The sequence below is a fragment of the Rothia mucilaginosa genome, assembly GCF_964211445.1.
GTDB classification, from domain to species: Bacteria; Actinomycetota; Actinomycetes; order Actinomycetales; family Micrococcaceae; genus Rothia; species Rothia mucilaginosa_E.
On record NZ_CAXOQT010000001.1, the window covers coordinates 151,679 to 164,731 of the forward strand.

Consider the following 13,053-nt stretch of genomic DNA (forward strand, 5'->3'; position numbering starts at 1 on the left):
TCGGGGTATCTCACGATGCGGCTACTGGGCTTATTATCTGGGCTTCACGCGCCTGCTGGCGACGTACGCGCTCACGCACCGCATCCTGGGTGGTGTCGTTGATTTCGCCGACCAGCTCCTCCAACACGTCTTCGAGGAAGACCACACCGAGGGTGGTGCCGTGCTCATCCATAACCTGCGCGATATGGGTGCGGCTGCGCTGCATGGAGGCGAGCGCATCGTCAATATCGGTGGTCGGGGTGAGCGTGTCCAGGGAACGCAGCTTGTACCAGGGGAAGGGCTCCTCGAACCGTTCGGGGGCGATGGCGAGGGCGTCCTTTACGTGCAGGTAACCCATGTAGGTTCCGTCGCTGTCGGTAATGACGAAGCGGGAGTATCCGCTACGTGCCACGGCACGTTCCAGTTCGGCGGGGGTACAGCCGAAGGGCAGGGTGACGAGCTTATCGCCGGGCACCGTGATCTCGGAAACGTCCTTCTCCGTGAACTCGAGGGCGCTTTCAATCACGCCGGCGTCGTCTTCCACGGTGCCTTCCGCAGTTGAGGTTGCCACGATGGTCTGCAACTCACCCAGGGTGAAGGTGGATGCGACCTCGTCCTTCGCTTCGACCTTCATGAGCGCCAGCAGCTTATTGGACAGATTGTTCAGCAGGGCGACTACGGGGGCAAAAATCTTGGAGAAGGTCACCAGGGTCGGCACAATCCAGAGAGCCACACCGCGGGCTGCGAGGGTCACGGCGGCGTTCTTGGGAACCATCTCGCCGAAGATCACGTGCAGGTAGGTGACCAGAATCAGGGTGACACCGAAGGCGATGACGTCCACGATTGCGTGAGGCAGGCCAACCAGGTGCAGGGGCACTTCCAGCAGGTGGTGCAGCGCCGGCTCTGAGACGTTCAGAATCAGCAGCGAGCAGATGGTGATGCCCAGCTGGCAGGTGGCGAGCATGAGCGAGACGTTCTCTAGGGCGTAGATGACGGTCTGCGCTCGCTTGTTGCCTTCTTCGGCGAGCGGGTCGATTTGCGCTCGTCGGGTGGACATGATGGCGAATTCACCGGCGACGAAGAAGGCGTTACCGGCGAGCAGGATGACGAGCAGTGCGATGGCTACCCAGTCGTTCATGCGTTGCCTCCCTTCTCGGTCTGTTCCTGTGCGCTAGGTGCGGGGGTGAATCGGATGCGGTCTACGCGGCGGCCTTCGAGGGTGTCGACGCGCAGGGTACCGCCGGATACGGGGACGCTGTCGCCCACTTCGGGGATGCGGCCGAGTCGTTCCATCATGAAGCCGCCGACGGTTTCGTATTCGGGGCTTTCCTCAACCTCGAGTCCGGGGATGAGGGCGTTGATTTCGTCGGGGCGGCGCAGGCCGGAGAACACCCAGTCGCCGTTGCCGTAGCGTAGGGGGCGTTCGGTGCGACCGCGGTCGTGTTCGTCGGAGACTTCGCCGACGATTTCTTCGACGAGGTCTTCGAGGGTTGCGATGCCGGCGGTTCCGCCGTATTCGTCGAGGACCACGGCGAGCTGCAGGGCACCCTGGCGCAGCTGGGTGAGCAGCGCGTCCAGGTGCAGGGTTTCGGGGACCTGCAGCACGTCTTCTGCGAGGGCTCCGGCTTCGAGGGTTTCTCGAACTTCCGGGGGCACGCCGACGGCCTTCTTCACGTGCACGACGCCCACGATGTTGTCGTGGTCGCCCTTGTAGAGCGGGAATCGGGAGTGGCCGGTGGAGCGTGCCAGTTCGATGACCTCGGTGACGGGGGCGGTGTCTTCGAGCATGGCGACCTGGCCGCGAGGGGTCATGACTTCGGAGGCGGTCAGCTCGGAAAAGCGCAGGGTGCGGTCCACGAAGCGTGCCGCATCGGAGTCGAGGGTGCCTTCTTCTGCGGAGCGGCGCACCATGGAGGAGAGCTCCTCGGGGGTGCGTGCTGCGGAGAGTTCTTCTTTGGCTTCCATACCGAAGCGTCCGAGAATCCAGTTGGCGGAGCCGTTCATGACGCGCACGAGCGGGGACATGACGCGGGTGAAAGCGAGCTGCGCGGGGGCGACTCGGCGTGCCACGTCGTAGGGTTCGGCAATGGCGAGGCCCTTGGGGAGCAGTTCGCCGACGACCATGGAGAGCAGGGTTGCGATGAGCATCGCGAGCACCAGGGTGAGCACGTCGGTCACACTGGTGGGCAGGCCCAGACTGCTGATGGCACCGGTGGTGAGCGCCTTGATGGCAGCGTCGAGGGTGTAACCGGTCAGCAGCGTGGTGATGGTGATGCCGATCTGGCAGCTGGAGAGCTGAGTAGAGAGCGTCTTGAGGCAGCGCAGGACGGCGTCGGCACCTTTATCGCCGGAGTCCTTTGCCTGCTGTACGGTGGCGGTTTCGAGCGCCACGAGGGAGAACTCTACGGCAACGAAGAATCCCGTTCCCAGGATGAGGAGTAGGCCGATGAGCAGGAGGATTAGATCCACTCAGCCACCGCCTCCATCGACTGGTGTGCGGCGCCTTGGTTCTGGTGAAGCACTACCGCGCGGGAGGTGTCCAGATGCTGGGCACTCGAAAGCGGGGTGTTTTCACGGGCGGCGGCGCGGAACATGACGGTACGGAGCGCCGAGTATTCGGGCAGTATTCTGCGTTGACTAGTATTCAGGGTCTTACTCAAAGGGTCATCCATACCCAATATTTTAGCGAAGGTTTCGCCCTTATCCCCCGTCTTAGGGCGCCCTCTCACAGGCACACGCGTGGGCCGCGCGCACCCTCAACACCGTTTGAACCGCGTACAGTGAAAAATTGCATTGCGGATATGGCGCGATGAGCTGGAAAGTTCACCGTGATTCTCTTTACACTTATACATAGGAGCATGAGTGTGCCGCCATGCAAGCGGATGAACTCCGACGTTCACGGCACGCTAGGCAGGTTTGTACGGTGCACACCCCGCACATACGGCCACCACCATAGGCGATGCGCACATGCTCAGCGTGATGATTCGCCCCTCGAAGACGCGGGTCGTCTATGCCGGGGAGAGTCCCGGACGCGACGGATAAATTCACACTAATTGGAAGAGGCGTTTAACGTGCCAAATCTGCCAGAACATCTGGTGCCTGAGGAATTTGCCGGTAACGAATGGTTCGTTGAAGAACAGTACGAGCGTTACCAGAAGGACAAGAACCTCGTGGACCCTTCATGGTGGCCCATTTTTGAGACCATCGACAAGGCGCTGGGAGGCGCCGGTACCGCTAGTGCAGCTCCTGCTGCGGCACCCGCCGCACCGGCTGCACCTGCCGCACCTGCTGCAACTCCCGCTCCCGCGGCACCGAAGCCTGCGGCTGCGCCTGCTAACCCCACCCCTCCCGCTGCTACCAAGAAGGCTGAAACTGTGGAACCTGCTGAAGACAAGATTGTCCCCCTCCGCGGCCCTGCTAAGGCAGTCGTCACGACCATGGAAGAGTCGCTGACTGTCCCCACCGCAACCACCGTTCGTGCGGTCCCCGCAAAGCTGCTCATTGAGAACCGCGCAGCTATCAACAAGTACCTGGCAAGCACCCGCGGCGGCAAGGTTTCCTTCACCCACATCATTGGTTACGCTGTGATTCGCGCAGTGGCAGCGATGCCCTCGATGAACGTGACCTACGGTGTGGATGAGAAGGGCAAGCCCGTTGCAATCCACAACGCACACGTGAACTTTGGTCTGGCTATTGACCTGCCCCGCCCCGACGGTTCCCGCAACCTGGTCGTTCCGAACCTTAAGGGTGCTGAGCAGCTGAGCTTCCGTGAGTTCTGGGATGCGTACAACGACATCGTTAAGCGTGGCCGTAACGGCGCGCTGACCATTGAGGACTTCCGCGGCACCACTGTTTCGCTGACCAACCCCGGTGGTATCGGTACCGTCCACTCGGTGCCCCGCCTTTCTAAGGGCCAGGCAGCCATCATCGGTGTGGGTGCTCTGGAGTACCCGGCTGAGTTCCGCGGCCTGTCCGAGAAGCTCATCACCCAGCAGGGCCTGTCCAAGATCATCACCCTGACCAGCACCTACGACCACCGCGTCATTCAGGGTGCAGGTTCCGGTGAGTTCCTGAAGCTGGTTGAGCACTACCTGCTCGGTGGCGACGACTTCTACGACGCTATCTTCCGCGACCTGAAGGTTCCCTTCGAGCCGGTCCGCTGGGCACGCGACAACCACGTCGATGACGCTCACGAGATTTCCAAGGTTGCACGTATTCAGCAGCTGATTCACGCGTACCGCGTGCACGGCCACCTGACCGCAGCAACCAACCCCGTTGGCTACAAGATGCGTTCGCACCCGGACCTGAAGCTGGAGAACTACGGCCTGACCCTGTGGGATCTGGACCGCGTCTACCCGACCGGTGGCTTCGGCGGCGCTGAGCGTCTGACTCTGCGCACCATCCTGGAGCGCCTGCACGAGGCATACTCCGGTTCCCTGTCCGTTGAGTACATGTACTCTGAGGACCCCGAAGTTCGCGCATGGTTCCAGGAGCGCCTGGAGCGCGGCGTTGCTAAGCCGACCCGCGAGGAGCAGTTGCGTGTTCTCTCCAAGCTGGTTGAGGCTGAGGCTTTCGAGAACTTCCTGCAGACCAAGTACCTGGGTCAGAAGCGCTTCTCCCTGGAGGGCGGCGAGTCCCTGATTCCGCTGCTGGACGCTGTTCTGGACAAGGCTGCTAACAAGGACCTGAAGGGTGTTGCCATTGGTATGGCACACCGCGGTCGCCTGAACGTGCTGACCAACATCGCGGGTAAGTCTTACGCTCAGATTTTCCGTGAGTTCTCGGGCACCGCAGCACCTTACGAGGGTGGCTCCGGTGACGTGAAGTACCACCTCGGTACCGAGGGTGTCTTCACCTCCGATTCTGGCAAGCAGACCCAGGTGTACGTGGCTGCTAACCCCTCGCACCTTGAGGCTGCAAACACCGTGCTCGAGGGTATTGTCCGCGCTAAGCAGGACGTCTACCGCGAGCAGGGCGTTGAGGGCCACCCGGTCCTGCCGATCCTGATTCACGGTGACGCAGCGTTCGCTGGCCAGGGCATTGTCATGGAGACCCTGCAGATGGCTGGTCTGAAGGCTTACACCACCGGCGGTACCCTGCACGTTGTGGTGAACAACCAGATTGGCTTCACCACCCTGCCGAACGACGGCCGCACCGCAACCCACGCTACCGACATTGCGCGCATGACTAAGGCTCCGGTCTTCCACGTCAACGCTGATGATCCGGATGCTGTGGTTCGTGCCGCACGCATGGCATTCGAGTACCGCGAGCGCTTCGGCCGCGACGTGGTCATTGACCTGATTTGCTACCGCCGCCGCGGTCACAACGAGGCTGATGATCCGTCGATGACCCAGCCGAAGATGTACCAGGACATTGACGCACTGCCCTCGACCCGCACCCTGTACGCACAGGATCTGGTCGGCCGTGGCGATGTCTCCCAGGAGGAGGCAGACGAGGTTCTGGATTCCTACCACTCGAAGCTGGACGCTATCTTCGTCGAGACTCAGTCTTCGGCACCGGCTCCGACTGCTCCGCACGTTTCCGGTCTGGAACTGCCGGCTGCTCAGCAGAACACCGAGGTCGTTCACGGTGGTAAGACTGCTATCTCTCTGGAGACCTTCCAGCACATTGCTGATGCGTTCGGTAAGGCTCCTGAGGGCTTCACCATCCACAAGAAGCTGAAGAAGCTCATGGATCAGCGTGTTGAGATGGGCCGTAGCGGTCATGTGAACTGGGGTATGGGTGAGCTGCTCGCCTTCGGTTCGCTGCTGATGGAGGGCACCGACGTTCGTATGAGCGGTCAGGATGTTCAGCGCGGTACCTTCGTTCAGCGTCACGCTGTTCTGCACGATCACCTGACTGACGAAGAGTGGTCGCCGCTGGAGCACCTCTCTGAGGATCAGGGTAAGTTCCGTATCTACAACTCCTTCCTCTCTGAGTACGGCGTTCTCGGCTTCGAGTACGGCTACTCGGTGGAGCGCCCCGACTCGCTCGTGGTGTGGGAGGCTCAGTTCGGTGACTTCGCGAACGGTGCCCAGACCATCATTGACGAGTTCGTGTCTTCCTCCGAGCAGAAGTGGGGCCAGCGCTCCTCGCTGGTTATGCTGCTTCCTCACGGCTACGAGGGTCAGGGTCCTGACCACTCCTCGGCTCGTGTTGAACGTTACCTGCAGCTGTGCGCTGAGAACAACATGACCGTGGCTTGCCCGTCGACTCCGGCTTCGCACTTCCACCTGCTGCGTCGCCACGCTCAGCACCGTCCGTACAAGCCGCTGGTGGTTATCAGCCCCAAGCAGCTGCTGCGTCTGAAGGCTGCTGCGTCCTCCATCGAGGACTTCACCGAGGGTTCGTTCCAGCCGGTGATTGGTGACCGTTCGGGTATTAACCCGGCTCAGGTTGAGCGTCTGGTCTTCGTGTCCGGCCGTCTCTACTACGATCTGGAGGCGGAGCGCGAGCGCCGCGGCGACACCAAGACCGCTATTGTCTCGGTGGAGCAGCTGTACCCGCTGCCCGAGCACGAGATTAAGGAGCAGCTGGCTCTGTACTCGAACGCTACCGACGTTGTGTGGGCTCAGGACGAGCCTGCTAACCAGGGTCAGTGGCCGTTCATGGCTGTGAACCTGCTGCCGCTGCTTGACCGCCGTGTGCGTCTGGCTTCCCGTGCTGCTGCTGCTTCCCCGGCTGCTGGTACCGGTAAGCTGCACGCTGCTGAGGCTGAGGCGCTGTTCAACCAGGTCTTCGAAGGCTAAGGTCTTCTACGGCTAGCCGGCTAAGGATTTAGCTGTTCAAAAACCGTCTCCCCGTCAGATGTTTCTGGTGGGGAGACGGTTTTTTAGTCTCGGATGCTTGCCGGAGAGGGTATTAAGTTCGAAAAGAGGCCGGTAAGCGCTTATCCTAGATATAAAGACTATTACTCACGTGCCTTGCCGCCTCTCACGGCGGGCGCATACTGCAGAAGAAAGAATTCCGTGGAGCAACGCAATATTCGAATTGTGGCAGTCGGCGATGACCTGCTCGCCGGTGTTGGCGATCCCCGTACTCTCGGCTGGTTTGGCCGTGTTATGGCGCGCACCCCGCAGACCACCGCATCCATCGCGGCATATAACCTTGCCGCACCCAATGAAGGTAGCGAGCAGCTGAACGCACGCTGGTTCGAGGAGGCGCGCCGCCGCTTCGTTCCCGGTGCTGATAACCGCCTCATTATTGCTCCGTCGACCTTTGACATTGACTTGGGTCTGACCAGCGCACGTTCGCGTTTGAACCTGGCGAACATTGTGGACATGGCGTCGCAGAACAATATTAAGGTTCTGGTCGTTGGTCCCCCGCCGACCCTGGACGCTGAGCGTAACCGCCGTATCGCTGACCTGTCGGCAGCGTACGCGGATGTGGTAACCCGTCGTAACCACGTGTACGTGGACACCTTCAACCCGCTGCTGCACCACGAGCAGTGGCGCAACGACCTTGCCGCTAATGACGGTCGTCCCGGTCAGTCCGGTTACGGTCTGATGGCGTGGCTGGTTCTGCACCGCGGCTGGTACAACTGGCTGAACATTCCTGAGCACGGCTAAGAGCCTGTTCCCCTAGTCGGACCTGGTCGGAAGAGCGAAAAGACGCGAAGAAAGTTCGTGTTTTTTCGCTCATATCCCGGTTCCAAGATGCAATCATGCCGTTTCTATGAAAAAATAGACGGCGTTGCCCTTATAGCGTGGAGCACCGGTTTCGGTGACCGCCTCTGCTAGGGCAGGTAATAGGGAGCGTGCACCGCGAAGGTGGGGCGCGCATCCATGAACACTATAAGGAGGCTCTGATGAGCAAGCGCGGTCGTAAGCGCAAGGACCGTCGTAAGGGCGGCGCAAACCACGGTAAGCGCCCCAACGCATAAGGTATCTTGCATACACTTTAAAACCCCGGCGTTTCGGATATTATTCGGACCCGGGGTTTTGCTTTACCCGCAGGTCCGCTGAGCAGCCTGCGGAATAAAGAGAAGAATTCTACGTTATGACAGTGAACGCCTAGCGCGTTCCTGTAGAGGAGAGAACATGGCTGAAACCAACACCGCGGCGGATACCCGCGAGCTGCGCGAACGCTTTACCGCGGACGCTATGCAGTATGTGGATCAGCTCTACGCTGCCGCCCTGCGGATGAGCCGCAACTCTGCCGATGCTGAAGACCTGGTTCAGGAAACCTACATGAAGGCGTTCGCCTCGTACCACCAGTTCACCGAGGGTACGAACCTGAAGGCGTGGCTGTACCGCATCCTGACGAATACGTACATCAATCTGTACCGTAAACGTCAGCGTGAGCCGCAGCAGTCTCAGGGTGAGACGGTGGAGGATTGGCAGCTGGCTCAGGCGGGTGAGCATGATGCGGTGGGTCTGCGTTCTGCCGAGGCGGAGGCGCTGAGCGCCCTGCCGAGCACGGAGGTTCGTGAGGCTCTGAATGAGCTGTCTGAGGATTTCCGCATGGTGGTGTACTACTCCGATGTGGAGGGTTTCGCGTACAAGGATATTGCGGAGATTCTGGATATTCCGCTGGGCACGGTGATGTCTCGTCTGCACCGTGGCCGCCGTATTCTGCGTGAGAAGTTGCTCGATTATGCGCGTGAGAACGGTCTGCGCCCTTCGACTATCGCGAAGGTAGAAGCGAAGGCTGAGGCGAAGGCCGCGAAGGCGAGCGCTAAGGGGCAGCCGGCAAAGGCGGCCAAGGGCACTAAGGCAGCCAGGGGCGTAAAGTCCCCGCCGGCAGGCCCTCCTTCTGAGGCGCCTGCGGCTTCTTAGCTTCGCTCTTCTACACGTGAGTTAGCCCCAGAGCCTGAGGCTACACTCCCCTAACGCTTTATACCTTCCGTGTGAAAGGAACCCCGATGTCAACCACAGACAAGAATTCTTCTGCCCCCGAAGCCCCCGCAGCTTCTGAGCCGCTGGAGGATTGCGGCGGTCAGCCCTGCTCTGCAACCCTCAAGCACCTCTACGAGTTCCTTGACCAGGAGCTGAGCCCCGAGCAGCTGCGCACCATTCAGGCGCATCTGAATGCCTGCCCCGAGTGCGCGGATGTGAAGGATTTTGAGCTGATGGTGCGTGAGAAGATGCGTTCTTCGTGCGTTCAGCAGGCTCCTGAACAGTTGAAAGCTCGCCTGCTGCAGGATGTGCAGAAGTTCTGCGCCGAGGCGAATCGCTAAGCAACGCGAACTCATAATGCTCCTGTACGCATAAAGGCGGTGCACCAATGACGGTGCGCCGCCTTTCTGCGTGTTGCTTTGGTTCGCGCTACCTGGTGTGCGCTGCCTATCTCACCGCTAGAGCCCTCAGCGGCTCGCAAACCCTCAACCGGTAGAATAGGGGTAGACGTCAACCGGCGCAGCGCACCACAGCCTGCGCCTCCCCGTGATTCGACCCAGAAGAGGACATATGAGCGACGCAGCAGTGCAGCTTTCCCCCGGTGATTGGCCCGCTCCCCTGGCACCCGCCTCCAGCGAAGCCGCTGGCAAGAACGCGCTGGTGCATATTCCGGGTTCTAAGTCGCTCACGAACCGCTACCTGCTGCTTGCCGCTCTGGCTGATTCCCCCTCGTATTTGCGTGCGCCGCTGCATTCGCGCGATTCTGCGCTGATGATTGAGGCGCTGCGTCAGCTGGGTGCGGGCATAGAGCTGGTGCCGACCGATTCGCCGTTCGGTCCGGATGTGAAGGTCATTCCCCTCGACTTTGCGCAGGCACAGCCGCGTGCTGTGTCGATTGAGTGCGGTCTTGCCGGTACCGTAATGCGTTTTGTGCCCGCCCTGGCGGCACTGCTGCCGGGCGAGTTCGCCTTTGACGGTGACCCGCACGCCCGTCAGCGTCCGATGGGCCCGGTTCTGGAGGGTCTGCGTCAGCTGGGCGTGCAGGTGGATTGTGAGCAGGGCGAGAACGCTCTGCCCTTCGTACTACGTTCCCCCGGTCTGGCTTCCGCTGAGGGTGCCTCTGAGGCGCCCGTGGTTCGTATTGATGCCTCTACGTCTTCTCAGTTCGTTTCGGCTCTGCTGCTGATGGCGCCTCGCCTTCCGCAGGGCATGGTGCTGGTGCACGAGGGCTCTTCGGTGCCGTCCATCCCGCACATTCAGATGACCGTGGAGGCGCTGCGCCAGATGGGTATCCGGGTGCAGGAACACTACCCGAACCAAGGCAACGAAGCAGCGGGCGGCGAGTACCGCTGGACGGTTCACCCCGGTTCCTTCCCCGGCTTTGAGATGACCATTGAGCCGGACCTGTCGAACGCCGGTCCGTTCCTTGCCGCCGCGGTGGTGACCGGCGAGTCGGTGACTATTCCCCACTGGCCTGCACCCGCGGCTGATTCTTCGCCGGGCACGACCCAGGTAGGCGATATGTGGCGTGAGCTTCTGCCCGCGCTGGGCGCTCGGGTGAGCTACGCTGAGGGCCGTCTGACCGTGACCGGTCCGGCGCAGCTTCCCGAGGGTGATTTCTCCTTTGACCTGTCTGCCGGTGGCGAGCTGGCGCCGACCATGGCGGCCGCCTGCGCCTTCGTGAAGGGCCGCGTTGAGCTGACCGGTATTGCGCATCTGCGCGGTCATGAGACGGACCGCCTCGCAGCGCTCGCCGCCGAGATTAACCGTCTGGGAGGTGCCGCCCACGACACCGCCGACTCGCTGGTGATTGAGGCGCCCATCCCCGCTGACACTGAGGCTGAGCAGGTTCTGGCGCGCACCTACGACGATCACCGCATGGCAACCTTCGCGGCGATTATTGGTCTGCGCCGCGGCAACCTGGTGGTGCAGAACGTTGCCACCGTCGCGAAGACCATGCCCGAATTTACCGCGATGTGGGAGGACATGCTGGCGCAATGGCAGACCGGCGCCTCCACCGCTGATGCTACCGCCGACCAGGAGGTCTTCTAAATGGGTTCTTCCCGCATGAACGTGCGCGATTTCTCCGAATGGGATGAGTCGGATGTGCGCGTGCGCCCGAACAAGAAGGGCTCCCGCCCCCGCACGAAGGACCGCCCGACCTTCAAGGAAGCGATTCGTGGCAGGGTCATTACGGTGGACCGCGGCCGCTGGTCGGTCGTCGTTGATGAGGGCACCGAGAATGAGCGTACCCTCATTGCGGCGCGCGCTAAGGAGCTGCGCCGAACCGCCATTGTGACCGGCGACTTTGTGGACCTGGTGGGTGACACCTCCGGCGCGAAGGATACCCTGGCGCGCATTGTGCGTCTGGGCGAGCGCACCTCCGTTCTGCGCCGTAGCGCCGACGATACCGACCCGTCGGAGCGCGTGGTTGTGGCGAACGCTCAGCAGCTGGTGATTGTGGTTGCTGCGGCGAACCCGGAGCCGCGTACCGGCTTCATTGACCGTGCCGTGGTGGCGGCGTTTGATGCCGGTATTGAGCCGATTCTGTGCATCACCAAGACCGATGTGCGGTACCCGCAGAACCTGCTGGATTACTATGCGGCAAGCGGTTTGAAGATTGTGCTGTCTTCGTCTTCGGATGGTTTGGCGCCGAGCCAGGAGGGCGCGAAGGGTTTGGAGTCTGCGCCTGTTCAGGAGCTTCTGCAGGAGCTGCTGGGTCAGGTGTCGGTGCTTCTGGGCCACTCGGGCGTGGGTAAGTCGACCCTGGTGAACGCGCTGACCGGCTCCGAGCGTGCGACCGGCCACGTGAACGCGGTGACGGGCCGTGGCCGCCACACCTCCTCGTCGGCGTTGGCATTGCGTCCGGTGAATGCTAATGGCGAGCCGATGGAGCCGGGCACCTGGATTATTGATACCCCGGGTATTCGTTCGTTCGGTCTGGCGCATGTGCCCCCGGAGACCGTGGTGGAGGCGTTCGTGGATCTGGCGCCCGGTGCGGCGGACTGCCCGAAGGCGTGTACTCACGCGGCGCAGGCTCCCGAGTGCGGCATAGAGGCGTACGTTGCCGCCGGTCACGCCGGTGAGAGCGGTCCCGCCCGCCTGGAGTCGCTGCGTAAGCTGCTGTTGCTGACTCCTGAAGAGGGCGATTCGGAGAAGGAACTGGGCGCTCTCGTCTAGGGTTCTCTGCGGGGTTCTCTGCCCCTCCCGCACACACATTTTTGCTGACTACATCACCGATACTGAAGAAGAGCATTACTATGAGCCGTCCCCAGCAGTACACCGACGATTTGCGTCTTGCGCATATTCTTGCCGATAGCGTCGATCGTGTGAGCGCTATGCGTTTTCGTGACCGCCCGGTCTTCTCCCCCGCATCCGAGGTACTAGAGCCCGCGGAGGCGGCACCCGCTGCGGCACCGTTGGCACCCTGGCAGCAGGCTACTCAACAGCCCGCAGAACCGGAAGTACAGGAGCCGGAGCCTGCCGATTACGCTTCGGGTGTGGCTCAGGAGGTTGAGGAGCTTCTGCGCGCTCAGCTGTCGCGTGTGCGTACTCGTGACGGTATTGCCGGTGAGCATGCCGGCTATAACGGTCAGGCGTCGCGCCAGTGGGTGATTGCGCCGATTGCTGAGCTGGATAATTTTCGCCGCGGCGTGCCGGTGTGGGCGACTCTGATTGCTCTGCTGGATCAGGGTGAGCCGGTGGTGGGTGTGGTGTCTGCGCCCGCGCTGGGTCGCCGTTGGTGGGCGGCTCGCGGTTCGGGCGCGTACACGGGTAAGTCCTTGGCGCAGGCTACTCGTCTTGAGGTGTCTTCGCTGACTCAGCTGGATCAGCTATCTGCCGCATACACCGACCTCGCGTCCTGGCAAGCTGCCTATGAAGGCGCTGTGGACCGCTCTGGCGAGCTTGTACAGCTTCTGGGGTCCGTTGGTCGTTCCCGCGCGTACGGTTCGTTCTGGGCGGCGTGTATGCTCGCTGAGGGTGCGGTGGATACTGTGGTTGATCCGTCCCTGTCGTTCTACGAGGTGGCGGCGCTTCTGCCGCTGATCCGTGAGGCTGGCGGCGTCGCCTCCACCTTGGAGGGCGATCTGCCCGAGCACGCGGGTGTTTCGGTCTCCGGCGTGCAGCCGGTGTCCCTGGTGGCAAGTAATACGGCGGCAGTTCAGCAGCAGGTGCTGGAGGCGCTCGCGCCCCGTTCCTAGGCTGTCTCTGCCCCTAGCCCCTCCCCGCGCAGGCG

General features: G+C 61.8%; 11 protein-coding genes. 8 read left to right on the forward strand and 3 right to left on the reverse strand.

Going from position 1 to position 13,053, the window contains the following annotated elements:
• Positions 1 to 10: 10 nt before the first annotated feature.
• The 3 genes from AB8E48_RS00555 to AB8E48_RS00565 are packed head-to-tail and all read right to left on the reverse strand — an operon-like array spanning position 11 to position 2,639.
• Complete coding sequence (locus AB8E48_RS00555) at positions 11 to 1,117, reverse strand: hemolysin family protein (RefSeq protein ID WP_368885390.1); 1,107 nt, start codon at positions 1,115 to 1,117, stop codon at positions 11 to 13.
• Positions 1,114 to 2,448: a hemolysin family protein gene (locus AB8E48_RS00560; protein WP_368885391.1), complete on the reverse strand. Its 1,335-nt coding sequence runs from the start codon at positions 2,446 to 2,448 to the stop codon at positions 1,114 to 1,116. Before AB8E48_RS00560 ends, AB8E48_RS00555 begins: the two co-directional genes overlap by 4 nt.
• Positions 2,439 to 2,639: a hypothetical protein gene (locus AB8E48_RS00565; protein ID WP_368885392.1), complete on the reverse strand. Its 201-nt coding sequence runs from the start codon at positions 2,637 to 2,639 to the stop codon at positions 2,439 to 2,441. Before AB8E48_RS00565 ends, AB8E48_RS00560 begins: the two co-directional genes overlap by 10 nt.
• A 411-nt stretch (positions 2,640 to 3,050) precedes the next feature.
• Here AB8E48_RS00565 and AB8E48_RS00570 point away from each other — a divergent pair, with 411 nt between their 5' ends.
• The 8 genes from AB8E48_RS00570 (at position 3,051) to AB8E48_RS00605 (ending at position 13,018) form a co-directional block, all read left to right on the forward strand.
• The gene (locus tag AB8E48_RS00570) at positions 3,051 to 6,728 is read left to right on the forward strand and encodes a multifunctional oxoglutarate decarboxylase/oxoglutarate dehydrogenase thiamine pyrophosphate-binding subunit/dihydrolipoyllysine-residue succinyltransferase subunit (protein WP_368885393.1); all 3,678 of its coding nucleotides are present in this window, start codon (positions 3,051 to 3,053) and stop codon (positions 6,726 to 6,728) included.
• A gap of 219 nt (positions 6,729 to 6,947) precedes the next feature.
• The gene (locus tag AB8E48_RS00575) at positions 6,948 to 7,547 is read left to right on the forward strand and encodes a GDSL-type esterase/lipase family protein (RefSeq protein WP_005505446.1); all 600 of its coding nucleotides are present in this window, start codon (positions 6,948 to 6,950) and stop codon (positions 7,545 to 7,547) included.
• A gap of 239 nt (positions 7,548 to 7,786) precedes the next feature.
• Positions 7,787 to 7,861: a 50S ribosomal protein bL37 gene (locus AB8E48_RS09060; protein ID WP_095343185.1), complete on the forward strand. Its 75-nt coding sequence runs from the start codon at positions 7,787 to 7,789 to the stop codon at positions 7,859 to 7,861.
• A 157-nt stretch (positions 7,862 to 8,018) separates the two neighbouring features.
• On the forward strand, positions 8,019 to 8,756 hold the full coding sequence (locus AB8E48_RS00585) for a sigma-70 family RNA polymerase sigma factor (protein ID WP_368885395.1): 738 nt from the start codon (positions 8,019 to 8,021) through the stop codon (positions 8,754 to 8,756).
• Between the two features lie 86 nt (positions 8,757 to 8,842).
• A complete protein-coding gene (gene rsrA / locus AB8E48_RS00590) occupies positions 8,843 to 9,157 on the forward strand; it encodes a mycothiol system anti-sigma-R factor (RefSeq protein WP_368885396.1) in 315 nt (104 codons plus the stop codon).
• 229 nt (positions 9,158 to 9,386) lie between these two features.
• Entirely contained in the window at positions 9,387 to 10,868 is a 1,482-nt protein-coding gene (gene aroA, locus AB8E48_RS00595; protein WP_368885397.1) for a 3-phosphoshikimate 1-carboxyvinyltransferase, read from the forward strand.
• Positions 10,869 to 11,996, forward strand: a complete 1,128-nt coding sequence (gene rsgA, locus AB8E48_RS00600) for a ribosome small subunit-dependent GTPase A (protein ID WP_368885398.1) — start codon at positions 10,869 to 10,871, stop codon at positions 11,994 to 11,996.
• Positions 11,997 to 12,076: 80 nt separating this feature from the next.
• A complete protein-coding gene (locus AB8E48_RS00605) occupies positions 12,077 to 13,018 on the forward strand; it encodes an inositol monophosphatase family protein (RefSeq protein WP_368885399.1) in 942 nt (313 codons plus the stop codon).
• Positions 13,019 to 13,053 lie beyond the last annotated feature (35 nt).

Excerpts from the sequence above, each read along its gene's own strand:
- aroA (WP_368885397.1), top strand. The coding sequence starts at position 9,387 with ATGAGCGACGCAGCAGTGCAGCTTTCCCCCGGTGATTGGCCCGCTCCC.
- AB8E48_RS00585 (WP_368885395.1), top strand. The coding sequence starts at position 8,019 with ATGGCTGAAACCAACACCGCGGCGGATACCCGCGAGCTGCGCGAACGC.
- AB8E48_RS00555 (WP_368885390.1), bottom strand. The coding sequence starts at position 1,117 with ATGAACGACTGGGTAGCCATCGCACTGCTCGTCATCCTGCTCGCCGGT.
- AB8E48_RS00605 (WP_368885399.1), top strand. The coding sequence starts at position 12,077 with ATGAGCCGTCCCCAGCAGTACACCGACGATTTGCGTCTTGCGCATATT.
- rsgA (WP_368885398.1), top strand. The coding sequence starts at position 10,869 with ATGGGTTCTTCCCGCATGAACGTGCGCGATTTCTCCGAATGGGATGAG.
- rsrA (WP_368885396.1), top strand. The coding sequence starts at position 8,843 with ATGTCAACCACAGACAAGAATTCTTCTGCCCCCGAAGCCCCCGCAGCT.